This is a genomic window from Pseudomonas chlororaphis subsp. aurantiaca, assembly GCF_013466605.1.
Lineage (GTDB): Bacteria > Pseudomonadota > Gammaproteobacteria > Pseudomonadales > Pseudomonadaceae > Aquipseudomonas > Aquipseudomonas chlororaphis_I.
On sequence record NZ_CP059162.1, the window covers coordinates 3,865,150 to 3,882,330 of the forward strand.

The 17,181-nt window shown below is 56.9% G+C and carries 6 protein-coding genes and 1 pseudogene; 3 read left to right on the top strand and 4 right to left on the bottom strand.

Annotation, left to right across the window (positions count from 1 at the left end; genetic code table 11):
• Window positions 1-401 precede the first annotated feature (401 nt).
• From H0I86_RS17530 to H0I86_RS17540, 3 genes are all read right to left on the bottom strand, one after another.
• Window positions 402-5,438 (bottom strand): RHS repeat-associated core domain-containing protein, encoded by a 5,037-nt coding sequence (locus H0I86_RS17530; RefSeq protein ID WP_180921461.1) that lies wholly within the window; start codon window positions 5,436-5,438, stop codon window positions 402-404.
• Window positions 5,439-5,585: 147 nt separating this feature from the next.
• A complete protein-coding gene (locus tag H0I86_RS17535) occupies window positions 5,586-10,586 on the bottom strand; it encodes an RHS repeat-associated core domain-containing protein (RefSeq protein WP_180921462.1) in 5,001 nt (1,666 codons plus the stop codon).
• A gap of 54 nt (window positions 10,587-10,640) precedes the next feature.
• Window positions 10,641-11,648 carry a hypothetical protein gene (locus tag H0I86_RS17540; protein ID WP_180921457.1) on the bottom strand — a complete coding sequence of 336 codons (1,008 nt, stop codon included), beginning with the start codon at window positions 11,646-11,648 and terminating at the stop codon, window positions 10,641-10,643.
• Window positions 11,649-13,273: 1,625 nt separating this feature from the next.
• Here H0I86_RS17540 and H0I86_RS17545 point away from each other — a divergent pair.
• From H0I86_RS17545 to H0I86_RS17555, 3 genes are all read left to right on the top strand, one after another.
• Complete coding sequence (locus tag H0I86_RS17545; RefSeq protein ID WP_180921463.1) at window positions 13,274-14,338, top strand: hypothetical protein; 1,065 nt, start codon at window positions 13,274-13,276, stop codon at window positions 14,336-14,338.
• 129 nt (window positions 14,339-14,467) lie between these two features.
• The gene (locus H0I86_RS17550; RefSeq protein WP_180921464.1) at window positions 14,468-14,947 is read left to right on the top strand and encodes a hypothetical protein; all 480 of its coding nucleotides are present in this window, start codon (window positions 14,468-14,470) and stop codon (window positions 14,945-14,947) included.
• Window positions 14,948-15,067: 120 nt separating this feature from the next.
• Window positions 15,068-15,595, top strand: a complete 528-nt coding sequence (locus H0I86_RS17555; protein WP_180921465.1) for a hypothetical protein — start codon at window positions 15,068-15,070, stop codon at window positions 15,593-15,595.
• Between the two features lie 439 nt (window positions 15,596-16,034).
• On the opposite strand, the pseudogene H0I86_RS17560 reads toward H0I86_RS17555, so the two are convergent.
• Window positions 16,035-16,230, bottom strand: a pseudogene (locus H0I86_RS17560) (transposase); the annotation flags it as partial.
• Between the last annotated feature and the right edge of the window lie 951 nt (window positions 16,231-17,181).

Consider the following 17,181-nt stretch of genomic DNA (forward strand, 5'->3'; position numbering starts at 1 on the left):
TGGCCGGCATCCTCAGGGGGCAACACCTGTTTCTCGCATAAGTGGTATCCGTACGATGCAAGGCCGATCGCCTCCCCTGACCGCTGGGCAATCGGTAGAGGAGAACGTTGGCCGGGGGGAACGCCGGCGGAGACATGGCTGAGTAGTTGTCGGTGTTGTTTGCCAATTGCGCGGTGATCGGCGTACCGTCTGCGGGATCTCGGTGTAGGGACTCCTTCTTGTTGCAGGACTGAAGAGAAGCGTTTGAAGCCCGGCAGGGCGACGCCTGTCGGACACCAGCACTAATAAACGCAAGGTCAGTCTCAGATATCAGTGGTGCCTCCTGAACACTAGGGACGGTGCTTCAGGAGGAACAAATCACCAGGTTCTGTATATAAATTCTGCTATGACCTTCTTGTCCGTCAGTTGAAGGTTGGCCTTTGTATGTCTCCTGGAATATAACTGGTAAAAACTTTACTGTTTGAATAAAATCTTAGCGCCTCGTCATTTATACCATAACAATAACCCAAAATAACATGAGCCTTCTTGTTAGAGAGATATTCACTAAATCGGATGTCGGTCATTCCATCAGCATCCACAACTTTAACTCGCCCTCCGATCTGCCCGTGATGAAACGTCCTGTCCTGCCGATAGAAACCTCCATCAATTAGGCTTGGGTCACGCATGCCAGAAGTAGTCCAATTGTTTCCAGATGGCCTACCATGGGTACCTGAAATGACGATAATATCTCGTTGCGTAATGCTAGGTCGTTTATTAAAAAACTCGAGTGGCGTACCTATACCGAATGAATCTACTATCGTGTCCGAGCCAAAAATAAATTGATCTGCTCCGGCGTCGTGAACGGCTTTCCAATGACTGGAAGATGTCGAGGGTTTAAGTGCCGCAGTAGGGGGGGGCGCGAGATCAGAGAAATATGCGGGCCCTCTGGGAGTGAGGTCGCCACTGTTAACAACCAATTTTCTTTTCCATCCTCCCACAACTCTTCCTAGCTTGGACGCTGCTTTGGTCGCCGCCGGCGCCAAGCCGGTCACCGCGGAGGCGATGCCGGTTCCTAGCGAGATCCACCCCAGAACACCCGCCGCCGACTCGTCACCCGTGGCCTCCAAAATCATTGACGCCACCCCCGTCGTAAGGCTGAGCACCCCTAGCGCCGTCGAGGTCACCGCCAGCGCGCTACTCACTGTCAGCGCCGCGATACCGCCCGCCAGCACGGGGGCTGCCGCCCCGAATGACGCTATCGTCCCGATAACGCCCAAGGCGATCCCCACACCGGCAATCAGCCACTTCCAGAAACTATGACCGTCCGGGTCAATCCGGTTCACTGGATCACCCGCACAATAGGCATAGCGGTTCAATCCCCCCGCTCCGAATGGACTCTCGCTGTCCGGCTCCAGGAGCATCATCAACACCGGATCGTACAGCCGGTAACTCCCCAGCAAATAACACCCCGATATCGCATCACGAGACTCGCCGGCATAACCTATCAGGCTATTCGCCTCGCCAGCATCGGCACCGTGCGCGGTATAACTGACGAGGCGGGTATCATCTGTCCCAGCCTCCAGTCGAACCGTTCCCTGGCCGTCGCTTCCGGTCAACAGCACCTCGCGGACGGCCTGACTGATGCGGGTTTGCGCGAACACCGACGAACCGGTGCGCAACAGCGTTACCGTCTCATCCGCGCCCTGTTCGTTGACGACATGTTCACCTTGGTAGTAGCGGCGCTTCACAACGCCATTCGGTTTTACTTCACTCAGTCGCCCCAAGGGGTCGTATTGGTAGCCACATTCCTGATCTTCTCGACTGGCGCGGCTTAACTGCCCATCGGCGTTCCAGTGCAACAGACGTCCTTGCCCATCGCGTATCAACCGGCCATCCGCATCGTATTCCAGCGTGAAGTCCCGCGGGGTCGGGTAGGAGTGACTGATCTTGACCGGCCGATCTGGCGCCACGGCCGCGTACGTGAACGTCATCTCGTTCTGAGTTCCATCGGTGTACACCGTGACCACCCGTTCATACCCATCCAGCGCATTCAACGTAAAGCGTTGTTGCCGTATCCGCTTGCCGGTTCGCGCGTCCACCGGCCCCTCGGGGCCGGACGCCGTGGTTTCCGTTAGACGTCCCCGGCAATCATACTGATAGGATTCCTCACTGAGCAGTTGGCCGTCGGCCTCCCAGCGGCGACGGGCGACCTGATCCAGGTTCGTCCAACCCAACGTCTGGGTCAGCTGACGCCGACCTGCCGGACTGATGCTGAGCCACTGGCGCGACACTTCGCGGCCGAAGGCGTCATACCCCACGGTCTGCTGCAGCGATTGGCCACTGCCGGTGTCCTCCGTCACCATCTGGCTGACCCGGCTGAAGGCATCGTAGGTCATGCGCATCGTGACCGTGTCAGCCTGCTGCTGGTCTGGCCGTCCCAGCGCATCGTACTCGGTCCGATGTTCAACGCCGTTGACGTCAGTAAACGTCAGCAGCAAGCCGTTCAACGAATTCTGCCAAGTGGTGGTGTTGCGTTTACCGTCTACGGTCCAGTGCTCTGCGGTCAGGCGACCACTGGCAGAGTAGGTCCACGCTAATTGCCCCAGTCCTCCCTGCGCTTCCACCAGTTGAGTTAGGCGAGGATGGTAGCGATAGGTGCTTTCCGGACTCCCATCATTCTGGGTCAATCCGATCAGCCGATTGTTCAGCAACGGCTCATAGCGGTAAGTCTGCATCCGGCCACTGGTACTCTCCCGAGAGACGGGTGGCACCTGCCCTTTGATATAGTGCAACTGGTCCAGCTGTCCACCCGCACTGCAAGTCAGCTGCCGCCCCAGCCCATCGAAGGTCTGCTCTCCCAGTAATACTGGGTCGCCGCCCGGCGGGGTGAGGGTCACGCTGATCGGGTGATCGCCGTCGCTGTGCGCCGCATACTCCCAGTTGACTTCGCTCCCGTCCGCCAGGGTCCGGCTCAGAATCCGGCCATGGGCATCGTAGCGGGTTTGGGTCGTCACCGATGCCTCGCCTGGCACGGTCACCCGATGGGTGATCGGCCGATGCCAACCGTCATGTGTCCATTCTTCAATACGCTGTGTGTCTCCCGTGGGAGAACGCAAGGTCACTTTGAGTACGTCGCCGGCTTTGTTATGAAGGATCTCGGTCTGCGCGCTGCGCTCTCCGTCGGCACTTGTGTGCCAACGCTGCGTGACCAGCGTCAGCGGATCAGATTGCGTGTGTTCGATCATCCGGTCCGGCCGTATCAGTTCGCTGACCTGACCCCAGGCATCAAAGCGGTATTCGGTGGTCAGGCTGATCGGAGTGTCCCGGTCCGCTCGCCAGTCCTGGGCGGTTTCACTCTCCAGCTGCCCTTCGTGATTGTAGGTGCCTCGCCAGATTTCCCGGAATGCCTCTCCGGTGATGTCCTCATCCCGACGCTCCTCGCGCACCCGCCGTCCGGCACCATCGAGGTAGATCCGCCGCTGCTGGCCCGTGATATCGGTTTCTTCCGCCATCACCGCTCGCAGACGTTCACGCCCCGCCGTGACATAACGGCACGTGGCGCTGGCTTCATAGGGGGTGCCGGGTGCCTCCATGCGACGGATTACCCGTCCGAGCTTGTCGTAGTCATAGGCGGTTTCCACCCCATTGACATTACGTTCGCGCATCGTCAGGCCGGTCAGGCTGTCACGGGTCGTGCTCTCGGTGGTGGCGGTACCGTCATGGCCGGTCACGGTGCTCTCGACCGTCAAGGTGGTACCGGCGAGGGTGTGGGTATAGTCGGTGGTGGTGGCCAGCTGGTTCAGTGTGGTGACCGCCTGCACGATCTGAGCATAGTGCGGGTTGTTCACATCGGTCTGATAGCGCTGAGTGGTGACGCCGAGCGGGCGGTCCCCCTCCGGCGTCACCACCACCGCGGCTTCTGAAACAGCCACCAGGAATGGGCGGTCATCACTCTGCCTCAGCGGCAGACGCTCATACCGGTAGTCGGTCCGGGTCGGCAGAGCGCCTCCGCTCTCACCGTCAGGAAGTGTGACGGGCATCCGGGTATGTGCTTGCAGCCAGCGAACAAAGAGGCCGTCATCATCCGGACAGCCCTCCGCGCCGCCCACCGGGTAATAGATCCAACGCTCGGTTCGTCCATCGGGATGGCACTGCGTCAGCGTGTTGCCGTAGTCGTCATAGCTCGTCTGCGTGATGTCTTCTCGAGACGGATCGCCCTCGTAACGGGTGACCCCCTTGACCGGCAGTTGACACCAGGCCGGTTGACGTTCCCAGCTCAGCGCGGGGTCGTCGCCATACGTGGTGAGCGTCCGCACGGTTTTACCCTGACGCCTCTTCACTTCTTCGGTCTGCAGGTGGAAACGATTCCAGGTGCGCTCAACCTCTGCCAGCGTGGCGCCAAGCGCATCTTTCAGGGTCTCGATGCTCTTGTATTGATAATCATCAGTGCGATACAGATTCTCTTCACCATCCCGCCAGCCGCCGGGCAACTCTGCGCCATATCCCAGGAAGTTGGCGTCACCCAGCTTGGTGTAAGTCCGGTAAATGGCCGGCTGACCCGCACCAGGGCTGTGGCGGTGAGACGTAACCCGGGGCAAATATGCCAGCGGCGCGCCAGGTGGCAACCGATGCCCCTCCGGCCCCGTGGCATAGAGAACTTCGTCCTCACTGCCAAGCGGCCCCGTCGCACCTATTGGAAACAACAGCCCTTCATGCGGGTCGTAACGAAAGGTCCAGCGGCTATCCCTATCCGGCAAGATGAGTGCGGTCAGTTGATCGCCGCTCAGTTGCAGAGTAAAGGTGCAGGCTTGGGCGCTGTCAGGAAAGAGATGCAGGTAAACTTCATCGCCGTTCTCTGACTGGTCCCGACGCAGCAGCACACGCCGCTCATCCCGGACCTCGGTCAGGGCATACTGACCACTGCCGTGGGGCCGCCAGGACAGGAAAGCCTGACGCCCCTCTGGTGAGCGCACCTCCTCCGGCAGGGCCAGGCTACCGCCATCCTGCCTCACCAGCCACTGGGTGTCGCCGTCCTTGGACTCGATACGAAAGCGCTGTCCCGCCACGCCTTCCTGAATCACACGGAAGGTCTTGAGCTTTTGGTCACGGAATACCAACTCACCACCGTCAGAGAACTCCGACTTATCACGATCGAGGCTGAAGCTCTCGCCCGTTGTCAGCCGTAAGCTACCCGCCGCCAGGTCCAACCGGGAAAGCTCCATGCTCCAGCCACGGCCGAAGCCATAGTCAGTGTGAGACGCCAGCGGGCTGAACGACAGCGCCGGCGTCACGACAGGCCCCGCGAGGTCGTTGGCCTGCAGCCCGGGCAGTGTGAAGTGAAGCGTAAACTGACCGGTGCGGGCATCCACACCGGTGTTGCCGTGACTGAGGAAGTTGCCAGCTTGGGAATACAGGCCGCCGGCGATCAGCCGCGCCAGGGCAGGAGAAATCTCGTTCATTACGGACTCCCAATAGGGGGTGGGTAGCGAAGGGCCATCATTGGCTGGCCAAGTGGACTGTTAATACAGTTCCAGTGCCAAGCGACCTGTCGGCATGCTGTCTCTAATTCCAATTCAAATTGAAACGATGACTGCGAACTACGCAAGTTATATGACTGGCCTAGGGAAGTAATAACTCATTCCAGCCACTTCGAATCCACCAGTTGGATTTCCAATCCACGAAACTTTATCCTGTTTAACTAGGTTTCCGAAAATATCGAAGGCGTCTAATTGCCAGACTTCGCCCAACAAATCCGGTGATTTTGCATAAATGCTATTAGCCTGTGAATACGATACAACAGGGCGTCTAAGGACGTTTGCCACATCCTGTGCGGCGCCAGAGCGCCCAGCATAGCAAGCCATCAATACCATCGGTTGATCATCGGGAATCTGTAATTGGCTGACCCTAGGCAATATATCGTTATGTGCAACTTCAGTAGCGGTTCGCCAATTTCCGGTTGAATCCATGAGTTGGCCACTTGGATTTCCATGAGTTCGATAAGCCACGATTTTTTGTCCATAAAGGTCATCAAAAAAAGCAACATCGGGTTGCCCAGGAGGGCGATATATCGTCTCCGGACCACCTAAAGCTCCCGACGATTGGCTTGCCTTCCTTGACACATTCCCATGTTGTTTCCACCGTCCGACGAAGCGGCTGGCTTTTTGTGCGGCTTTGGTCGCCGCCGGTGCCAAGCCGGTCACTGCGGAGGCGATGCCGGTTCCCAACGAGATCCACCCCAGAATACCCGCCGCCGACTCGTCACCCGTGGCCTCCAGAATCAGCGACGCCACCCCCGTCGTAAGACTGACCACCCCCAGCACCGTCGAGGTCACCGTCAGCGCGCCGCTCACGGTCAGCGCCGCGATACCGCCCGCCAGCACGGGGGCTGCCGCACCAAATGACGCGATCGTCCCGATAACGCCCAAGGCGATCCCCACACCGGCAATCAGCCACTTCCAGAAACTATGACCGTCCGGGTCAATCCGGTTCACTGGATCACCCGCACAATAGGCATAGCGGTTCAATCCCCCCGCTCCGAATGGACTCTCGCTGTCCGGCTCCAGGAGCATCATCAACACCGGATCGTACAGCCGGTAACTCCCCAGCAAATAACACCCCGATATCGCATCACGAGACTCGCCGGCATAACCTATCAGGCTATTCGCCTCGCCAGCATCGGCACCGTGCGCGGTATAACTGACGAGGCGGGTATCATCTGTCCCAGCCTCCAGTCGAACCGTTCCCTGGCCGTCGCTTCCGGTCAACAGCACCTCGCGGACGGCCTGACTGATGCGGGTTTGCGCGAACACCGACGAACCGGTGCGCAACAGCGTTACCGTCTCATCCGCGCCCTGTTCGTTGACGACATGTTCACCTTGGTAGTAGCGGCGCTTCACAACGCCATTCGGTTTTACTTCACTCAGTCGCCCCAAGGGGTCGTATTGGTAGCCACATTCCTGATCTTCTCGACTGGCGCGGCTTAACTGCCCATCGGCGTTCCAGTGCAACAGACGTCCTTGCCCATCGCGTATCAACCGGCCATCCGCATCGTATTCCAGCGTGAAGTCCCGCGGGGTCGGGTAGGAGTGACTGATCTTGACCGGCCGATCTGGCGCCACGGCCGCGTACGTGAACGTCATCTCGTTCTGAGTTCCATCGGTGTACACCGTGACCACCCGTTCATACCCATCCAGCGCATTCAACGTAAAGCGTTGTTGCCGTATCCGCTTGCCGGTTCGCGCGTCCACCGGCCCCTCGGGGCCGGACGCCGTGGTTTCCGTTAGACGTCCCCGGCAATCATACTGATAGGATTCCTCACTGAGCAGTTGGCCGTCGGCCTCCCAGCGGCGACGGGCGACCTGATCCAGGTTCGTCCAACCCAACGTCTGGGTCAGCTGACGCCGACCTGCCGGACTGATGCTGAGCCACTGGCGCGACACTTCGCGGCCGAAGGCGTCATACCCCACGGTCTGCTGCAGCGATTGGCCACTGCCGGTGTCCTCCGTCACCATCTGGCTGACCCGGCTGAAGGCATCGTAGGTCATGCGCATCGTGACCGTGTCAGCCTGCTGCTGGTCTGGCCGTCCCAGCGCATCGTACTCGGTCCGATGTTCAACGCCGTTGACGTCAGTAAACGTCAGCAGCAAGCCGTTCAACGAATTCTGCCAAGTGGTGGTGTTGCGTTTACCGTCTACGGTCCAGTGCTCTGCGGTCAGGCGACCACTGGCAGAGTAGGTCCACGCTAATTGCCCCAGTCCTCCCTGCGCTTCCACCAGTTGAGTTAGGCGAGGATGGTAGCGATAGGTGCTTTCCGGACTCCCATCATTCTGGGTCAATCCGATCAGCCGATTGTTCAGCAACGGCTCATAGCGGTAAGTCTGCATCCGGCCACTGGTACTCTCCCGAGAGACGGGTGGCACCTGCCCTTTGATATAGTGCAACTGGTCCAGCTGTCCACCCGCACTGCAAGTCAGCTGCCGCCCCAGCCCATCGAAGGTCTGCTCTCCCAGTAATACTGGGTCGCCGCCCGGCGGGGTGAGGGTCACGCTGATCGGGTGATCGCCGTCGCTGTGCGCCGCATACTCCCAGTTGACTTCGCTCCCGTCCGCCAGGGTCCGGCTCAGAATCCGGCCATGGGCATCGTAGCGGGTTTGGGTCGTCACCGATGCCTCGCCTGGCACGGTCACCCGATGGGTGATCGGCCGATGCCAACCGTCATGTGTCCATTCTTCAATACGCTGTGTGTCTCCCGTGGGAGAACGCAAGGTCACTTTGAGTACGTCGCCGGCTTTGTTATGAAGGATCTCGGTCTGCGCGCTGCGCTCTCCGTCGGCACTTGTGTGCCAACGCTGCGTGACCAGCGTCAGCGGATCAGATTGCGTGTGTTCGATCATCCGGTCCGGCCGTATCAGTTCGCTGACCTGACCCCAGGCATCAAAGCGGTATTCGGTGGTCAGGCTGATCGGAGTGTCCCGGTCCGCTCGCCAGTCCTGGGCGGTTTCACTCTCCAGCTGCCCTTCGTGATTGTAGGTGCCTCGCCAGATTTCCCGGAATGCCTCTCCGGTGATGTCCTCATCCCGACGCTCCTCGCGCACCCGCCGTCCGGCACCATCGAGGTAGATCCGCCGCTGCTGGCCCGTGATATCGGTTTCTTCCGCCATCACCGCTCGCAGACGTTCACGCCCCGCCGTGACATAACGGCACGTGGCGCTGGCTTCATAGGGGGTGCCGGGTGCCTCCATGCGACGGATTACCCGTCCGAGCTTGTCGTAGTCATAGGCGGTTTCCACCCCATTGACATTACGTTCGCGCATCGTCAGGCCGGTCAGGCTGTCACGGGTCGTGCTCTCGGTGGTGGCGGTACCGTCATGGCCGGTCACGGTGCTCTCGACCGTCAAGGTGGTACCGGCGAGGGTGTGGGTATAGTCGGTGGTGGTGGCCAGCTGGTTCAGTGTGGTGACCGCCTGCACGATCTGAGCATAGTGCGGGTTGTTCACATCGGTCTGATAGCGCTGAGTGGTGACGCCGAGCGGGCGGTCCCCCTCCGGCGTCACCACCACCGCGGCTTCTGAAACAGCCACCAGGAATGGGCGGTCATCACTCTGCCTCAGCGGCAGACGCTCATACCGGTAGTCGGTCCGGGTCGGCAGAGCGCCTCCGCTCTCACCGTCAGGAAGTGTGACGGGCATCCGGGTATGTGCTTGCAGCCAGCGAACAAAGAGGCCGTCATCATCCGGACAGCCCTCCGCGCCGCCCACCGGGTAATAGATCCAACGCTCGGTTCGTCCATCGGGATGGCACTGCGTCAGCGTGTTGCCGTAGTCGTCATAGCTCGTCTGCGTGATGTCTTCTCGAGACGGATCGCCCTCGTAACGGGTGACCCCCTTGACCGGCAGTTGACACCAGGCCGGTTGACGTTCCCAGCTCAGCGCGGGGTCGTCGCCATACGTGGTGAGCGTCCGCACGGTTTTACCCTGACGCCTCTTCACTTCTTCGGTCTGCAGGTGGAAACGATTCCAGGTGCGCTCAACCTCTGCCAGCGTGGCGCCAAGCGCATCTTTCAGGGTCTCGATGCTCTTGTATTGATAATCATCAGTGCGATACAGATTCTCTTCACCATCCCGCCAGCCGCCGGGCAACTCTGCGCCATATCCCAGGAAGTTGGCGTCACCCAGCTTGGTGTAAGTCCGGTAAATGGCCGGCTGACCCGCACCAGGGCTGTGGCGGTGAGACGTAACCCGGGGCAAATATGCCAGCGGCGCGCCAGGTGGCAACCGATGCCCCTCCGGCCCCGTGGCATAGAGAACTTCGTCCTCACTGCCAAGCGGCCCCGTCGCACCTATTGGAAACAACAGCCCTTCATGCGGGTCGTAACGAAAGGTCCAGCGGCTATCCCTATCCGGCAAGATGAGTGCGGTCAGTTGATCGCCGCTCAGTTGCAGAGTAAAGGTGCAGGCTTGGGCGCTGTCAGGAAAGAGATGCAGGTAAACTTCATCGCCGTTCTCTGACTGGTCCCGACGCAGCAGCACACGCCGCTCATCCCGGACCTCGGTCAGGGCATACTGACCACTGCCGTGGGGCCGCCAGGACAGGAAAGCCTGACGCCCCTCTGGTGAGCGCACCTCCTCCGGCAGGGCCAGGCTACCGCCATCCTGCCTCACCAGCCACTGGGTGTCGCCGTCCTTGGACTCGATACGAAAGCGCTGTCCCGCCACGCCTTCCTGAATCACACGGAAGGTCTTGAGCTTTTGGTCACGGAATACCAACTCACCACCGTCAGAGAACTCCGACTTATCACGATCGAGGCTGAAGCTCTCGCCCGTTGTCAGCCGTAAGCTACCCGCCGCCAGGTCCAACCGGGAAAGCTCCATGCTCCAGCCACGGCCGAAGCCATAGTCAGTGTGAGACGCCAGCGGGCTGAACGACAGCGCCGGCGTCACGACAGGCCCCGCGAGGTTGTTGGCCTGCAGGCCGGGCAGCGTGAAGTGCAGCGTAAACTGGCCGGTGCGAGCGTCCACACCGGTATTGCCGTGACTGAGAAAGTTGCCAGCTTGGGAATACAGGCCGCCAGCGATCAGCCGTGCCGAGGCAGGAGAAATCTCATTCATTACAGACTCCCAATAGGGGATGGCGAAGGGCAATCAGGGGGGGCAAGTTGACTGTTAATACAGTTCCAGTGCCAAACGACCTGTCGGCGTACCGTCTTGAAACCGCACCCGGAAGCGATGGTCATTGCCATACATGTCGATCGCGGTTATCACGCAAGGGCCGCCCTGACCAATGGCACTGTCACGGTCGTAGGGAATGTTGTTGCTGCCCTGCAGCACGATCGTGATATGGCCACTGCGCGGACGCACCGCTGTCGGGGTCGGCTGGAACTGGCTCCCCAATCGGATGGCGGGGTTGTAATGGAATTCCGATTGGCCGGGTGCGGCATAGCCTACATGCGAAGCTCGGGTCTCGCTTGGGTCGCGATCCGCCCACTGGATCATCCCCGCCGGTTGCATCTCGGCCGACCGAAAGGTCACGACCGGCAGCTGCATGTTGCGACCCGCCAGGGAGTATTCCCAGATGAACAGGTCGCTGCTCCCGTTACCGCCGACAAGGGTACGATCGAAGGTGTAATGCTCAGGAGCGAAGAATTGTGGAATAGGCGCTGCCGTGATACCTACGGATGTCTTAAAACTCGGGTCTTCGACGGTATTGTAGACGTAGCTCTCATTGTCCATATGACGCGTCACCCGCGCATACAGCGTTTCCTGACTACCCTCTGGGGCGCGACTCATCACATAGAAGGTTTTCTCAAAAAACGTAACATCGCCATCCGCCACTCCAGCCGATGTGCCGCCTTCCTCATTTTTGTTCGGGGCGGGATCAGCAGTCGACGGATAGTAGGAGTAATTGTTTCGGGTAGCGCTGGCAAACCAGTGGGCCGTGCCATTGTCCTCTACCGGTAGCGGCGAAAACTGGCCAGTGTTGTTCCGGACGGACAGGCAGAGGCTCTCCTGTTCCTGACGGCTGATGACTTTCCCCGTCCTGGCTTGAATCGTCAGGGTTACCGCAATTTGTTGGCGAGCGTTGGGATAGAGTTGCGGGGATGCCGAGGTGAGGGCAATTTCAAAACGGCTTAACCAGTCTGTTAGAGGGGGCTTTTGATGGGCGATAGTCATTTAAATTCCTTTTATAAATGTTACCAAGAACAAACAGGTAGCCTTAAGGCGGAAATAGCCTACGAGACCGCATCGATATGGCATCGATAATTATAAGATCACTGTCTTAGAGTGTTTGTACGGGACATAAAAGCGCAGGCACATAGAGTTTGTATGCGCTTTCAATTTTTACATGCTACCTAATCACTAATGTTGTGGGCCTGATAATAAGCTTGAACATGCCGGAGTATATTTCAGCCACTATGACTTCACCTGTGCGAATTGGATCCTAGTTGAATAACAAGTGATAGCAAGCGCCCGGCTCATAATATTTAACTCTTGGGACGAGCCTTTCTAGCAGTAAACGATATAAGAAAATATTGATCTTGTCTCGAATGCCGGGCATAAATTGACGATCGATCAACATCAGATCCGCAGTCCAAAAGTCCTTCCCAGGCTTCTCATACGCTCACTGCGCTTACATTAAGATGAGCACATCATGGCAATGTTGAGGAACACGCTTTTTGAGATCTCCAGCCTTCCCTGATAGTTTGGAAATAGCTCATTCGAAATCCGTGGATACACCAGCCAACCTTCTCCATCGATCTCCTGCCACGATGCCTCCTTTTACCTTCAAGACACTGGCGAGTCGCTCACGAACCTGATTGAGCTGCGGGTTTGTGAAACTGTCGACAAACGCCCTCGCAACGAATGCAGTGGTTTGACATTACGCTCGGCCCGGTGAATTGCGACAGTCGGCCCGTGCCTGGTACATTCATCGCAGGTTGGAGCCTTGTGAATCGACAAACCCTCCAGCGCCTGAGAGTGGGTGATGGTTTGCTGTTGCAGGATTTATTCATTATCGCCCACTCGGCACCCTATCGGTCCACGCCGCCCCTATCGTTACTATCAAGGCCGTTTCTGGCGCATCAGATTTGCCAGTGTGCCCCGACGCGGGTCCAGGAACGACGACATGCCAAATCAGCATAAGCCCTATCATTTTAATCACGAATTAGTATTTGCTGTTCGAAAAGTTTAGCTACGATCTTTTTATGTTTTCGATCTTGAAAGAGCTTCTATTGATAAAGATAAACAATCGTCTAGTTTAGCCTCTGGTCAGCAATGGATGCATTTCCCAAGGCAGGTCAAAATCATGGATGAAATTTACACCTTCGCTAGGCATTTTGTCAGTCCCGCTAGCTTTCTTTTTTTGCCTTTCTCAAATCACCCGATTTGTACCAGGGTTCACTGGACAAATTTAATTCCCCTCTCGCCAAAGACACAAAATTACCTTTCCTGGTCTTAGGCTGGGCAGGGTGATTTCTGTGCGTTTATGGATGCCGAATTTTGGCGTGGCCGCTCAATAATGGGCGGGGAAATATTGCCCGTCCGAATTGAGCAAGTATTAGTCGCTGATTCCTATTTGTTATTTGCAGTATTTTTATTTTGTTCCGAGCGGCGCTATTTACCGGGCCTGCTGTGGTTTCCGATGGTTGCAAGACGGTACAGCAATTAATTTTTACTGAGCTCCAGGGCGACCCAAGATGCAGGCTCTTGGGCTGCCTGGAAGAACAGTGAAGTTGGACGAAGATACTCATCTGGAGAGGTGCTTACTACCTGCTCCGCTACTGTGTAAGGAGTCTATGATGTCTGAGCATTCAGTTTCGAAACCGGCCGATGAAAGAAATACGGCCGTAACATTGTCGTATTTACTAGTGGAAGCCGAGCACTTTCAGGGGCAACAAAATGCAACGGCCAGGCTGTACGCCAACGGTACGCAAAAATCCACAGCACTTATCACACTGGTTGCACGTAATGCTTTTAACGAAGTGGTAACGCTACCGCCCAATACGTCTATTGAGATTATCCCGTACGGAAGCTTTGTGGGGCTGTGGCCAAGTGATGGGACGCCGCCTGCCGCGGGCTTCTTACCATTCGATGAGTCGCTTCCAGGTCTCATTCACGAACCTGTATCGACTGTCCATGAAGCGGCAACCAAGGATGAAGAGGGGGGAGACGTTCTCAGTCAAACGTTTCGTCGCTACATTCGAAATGTAAACAACCCTGCTTTTTTGACTGAAAAATTTGCGGTACAGGTCACGTTGGGTACTACCGTATTTCGGACCAATCACTTAGATGTTGAGTACGGTGGTAACGGTGAGAACGGCCGATTCAACAGCAGTTTCCAACTGCGCTCGGTAGAGCCCACGCGCTATACACTGGGAATGGGCGGATTGCACATCAGCGATTCTACAGAAGTATATAGCCAGTCAGTCGACGGATATACCGCGAAGGTACTAAATTATAAGGTAGCCCTGCGACATCCAGCGACTGGAAGAGCGGTCGCGTTTCATGCCTCAAGTAATATCACTGCAGATTCGTCGCACAATGGCAACAAAGCAACGGCCTTTGGCGCACCGGGTAGTGCTGTTTCCAAGAAAAACATCCCCGCGACCCCCAGCCGATTGGCATCAGCGTTGAATAACCACGCCCTCAGTACGATCATGTCTCCGAGCGCCGATCGGATAACGGTGGCCGTCGGAATGTGGTCCCGTGTGAGCGAGCGCTTTGCAACTCGGCAAACCAGCTATTGCAGAGGCGCCGTGGATGTCTATGGGAATCCGGTCAATTTGCGGGTCGAGCTGATTTCGACACCGGTGGATGAGGGGCGGGATCCGTGGAAGTACAGCATCAGCATTGATGGGGAATAGTGCGGTTGGGAAAGTGTGCCACGAACCGCGCTTTTAAAACCGCCAGTTGATACCCGATGCTGGCTCCTGATTGCGTTCAGGAGCCAGCAACCATGAACGCGAACAAATTGACTATTGGGAAGCATTGCAATGAACAACATCAAAACATTTATTGCAACACTGTTATTAATGCTCGGCCTCTCGGCGTGTACTAGCGGAGTATCGTCTACTACGACCTATCCAACATTAAAGTTGTATGGTCCGGCTGCAAATCTGCTGTGTGAGGTTGCTATGTCATCAGGAGAGACATTGCTCCCTCAACGGTGCGGAACAAAAAACTACCTCTACTATTTCACCATTGAAAATCCGAAAGAAGGCGTGTCATTCTCTTTCCATACTCCCACTCCAAATAATTGTCTCTTTTGCCGAGCCAGCGTTAATTACAAAGTCCGTGACCCTATCTATGGCTCGTCGACCAAACTTATGGCTATCAATGCCGGCGCCACCCTGCCATTATCAGGAAATGTGGAAATATTTAGGGGGGTTTGGACCGACGTACGAGTCGCTCCGGATACCCCAGCCGCTGCGTTGGGGCCGTTCATGTATGTTAAAATCTCGAATAACAACTAAGTTGTCAATTTTTTGAAAACGGACATTTAAGCAGCTGGACACCAGCGTACAGCGTAGACGCAAGTCCATAAGCCAGCCAACTCTAAGTACCATTATACCCATCGCAAAGGGCCGAAACTCATGAAAGACATATCGAAGGCAATACTTGTTTTTTTGGCATTGTTCGCTCCGTTCATTCACGCATCCGAACCTGTAAATCGGGGATTGTATCCAGTTCTCGTACTGTATACCCAGGGAGGAAGTTTAACATGCATGATCACAATGACCCCTGGCATACATCTTTTCAACCAAACCTGTCCGTATAAATTCGCGTCATATTTCAGCGTTGCGAATCCAAGAGAGGGCCTCTCATTCAAGTTTGGGGAATATAACGTCATGTATGATCCGCAATACCCTGAGCGTGCTTGCGCCGGTTTTAACTCACCCACCCCTGAGTACTATGTAGCCGCTCCTCTTGCTGATGGAGAGCCGACTAGGCAGGTAATATTGAACTACGCTCTTGACGTGCCAGCCAATACCGAGATAGTTCCCGGAATAAAAAACACTTACCGGGCAACTAAACAGATTGGCTTGTCGGGCTGCGTATACATTACTAACACCGGAAAACTAACCGAGCTCTCTCCAATCGAAAAGCCGAAAGTGTATTGAACAATGCCGGCAGGCGAACGGAGCAGTTCTGGTGGATGTCAGATGAGCACGGGCACGTGGTGAAGACATTGCAGAACAGGAACCAGCTGTTCAAGGAGCAGCGGTATCTCAAACGCGAGGTCACTGTGCTTTGCGTCCGCGAGTACCTTCCTATCTGCGGAGCGCGCAGGGCTCAACGCTTCGTGCCGGAGTTCGAGAAGCGCTGGGGAGCCGGCTTGATCGCAAGGTCGGCCTGCCCTGGCACGTCGATGAGACCTACGTGTGCCGACGTGCCCTCAATAGATTCGACAGAGCAGACAAGGTAATCCGTTGCGCGGTGTTTTTAGCCAAGCCACGCAAGTGTACTTTCACGTAGCCAAACTGGCGTTTGATCGCCCGGCGAGGTGATCTCGTACAGCGCTTCCTCCATCGCCGAGTCGCTGAGAGCAAACCAGTTTTACAGCAGGTGGATGCGCAGCATGGTTTCCAGCGAATACGGTGGACGTCCATTGCCCGCGTTGGGGTAGAACGGCTCGATCATCGCCAACAGCCCCGGCCCATGGCGCCACTTGCTCCATCTCCGCCAGACAGCGCTCGTGCCGGGTCTGTTTGTGTTTACCGGCGTACTCGGCATCGGAAACGCTCATCTGGATCATGCGATAGGGCTCAGATTTAGCGGGGATGCCATTTCAGCAGATTGTCCAGGACTTTCCGGAGTGTCCCTAGGTGCCCGCCTGCACAGCCGTTTGCTTACGAACTCGCTGTTCAGCAAGGCCACCACGATGTCATTGTGATCAACGACATCGCCCGGCCACTGTCACCAGATCATCGTCAAATACTCCCGCCCTCTGCATGCTGCCACTGGCAATGGACACCAGGTACACATGGGGGGTGCGCATGTTGAGTACCTCATTCCGTGAGATGTGCTGTTCGATATGGTCAACTGCCGGCGAAGGAAAATCCGCATGCGGCGCTGGCAGTTTCTGGCTCACTATCGTTAAAGGTGTACGTTCCCTACAGTCGATAGCAAAACAAATGGTTAAGTTGCAGAGCCTGCACGAACTTCAAGATCTTTAGCGGCCCCCCGTAGATGCCTTCAAAAACCGGCCGAATCGAGTAGTCCTGCCGGTCATCCGGTATGCCCAGCATCGCTGCCTCATTCCCCTTCGGTAACGAGATGTACCCCGAACTCCTCGCGCGATATCTGCAAGGCCTCGCGAAGCCGTTGTCGCAGGGGCGGCCATCAGGTGCCGTTCGACTTGCCACGGATCCGACGTGGCCACCAGTTCCGGTGCTAATGGTGGCGACATGCCTAGCAGAGTTTCGTGGAGCATGCGTCCGACCTGGAAAACACCCCTCTGTACCACACCGACTTCCACCAGGGCTCCCTGCGCTTTGCGGAACTCATCTCAGCCAACTGCGCCAAGTAGTGTTCGCGAGTAGCCAGGACGTCGACCTGCTTGCCGTTCGGCGGAAGCACCATCCACTGCGGTCCTTCAGCCAGTTGATGGTGCGGTCGAGAGCCCTCCTTTTCAGCGGCTTTTCAATGAGTCCTTTCAAGATTTCAGTGATTGAAATTTCAGTAAGCTGGCGGGCCTGCCACTAAC